The sequence below is a fragment of the Sphaerisporangium melleum genome, from assembly GCF_014646695.1.
Taxonomy (GTDB): Bacteria; Actinomycetota; Actinomycetes; order Streptosporangiales; family Streptosporangiaceae; genus Sphaerisporangium; species Sphaerisporangium melleum.
Window position 1 is genome coordinate 123,520 of sequence record NZ_BMNT01000004.1, and the last position, 207, is coordinate 123,726.

A 207-nucleotide genomic window follows, 5' to 3' on the forward strand; every position below is an offset into this window, starting at 1 on the left:
CCCCATGATCCGCTTCCCCGAGAGCGAATGGCGCACATTCGTCCAGAGTCTGAAGATCGCCGAGCCCACCAACGGCTAAGTATCGGAGACCGCGAATGGTCAACCTGCACTGGCACAAGTCCTCCCACAGCAGCGGCAACGGCGGCAACTGCGTCGAGATCGCCCCTCTCCCCGGCGGCATGGCGGTACGCGACAGCAAACGCCCCA

Annotated in this window: 1 protein-coding gene; it reads left to right on the forward strand. The window is 64.3% G+C overall.

Going from position 1 to position 207, the window contains the following annotated elements; all coding sequences use genetic code 11:
• Nucleotides 1–95: 95 nt before the first annotated feature.
• The coding region (locus IEY93_RS37845) for a DUF397 domain-containing protein (RefSeq protein WP_229690884.1) at nt 96–207 on the forward strand (112 nt) is incomplete at its 3' end.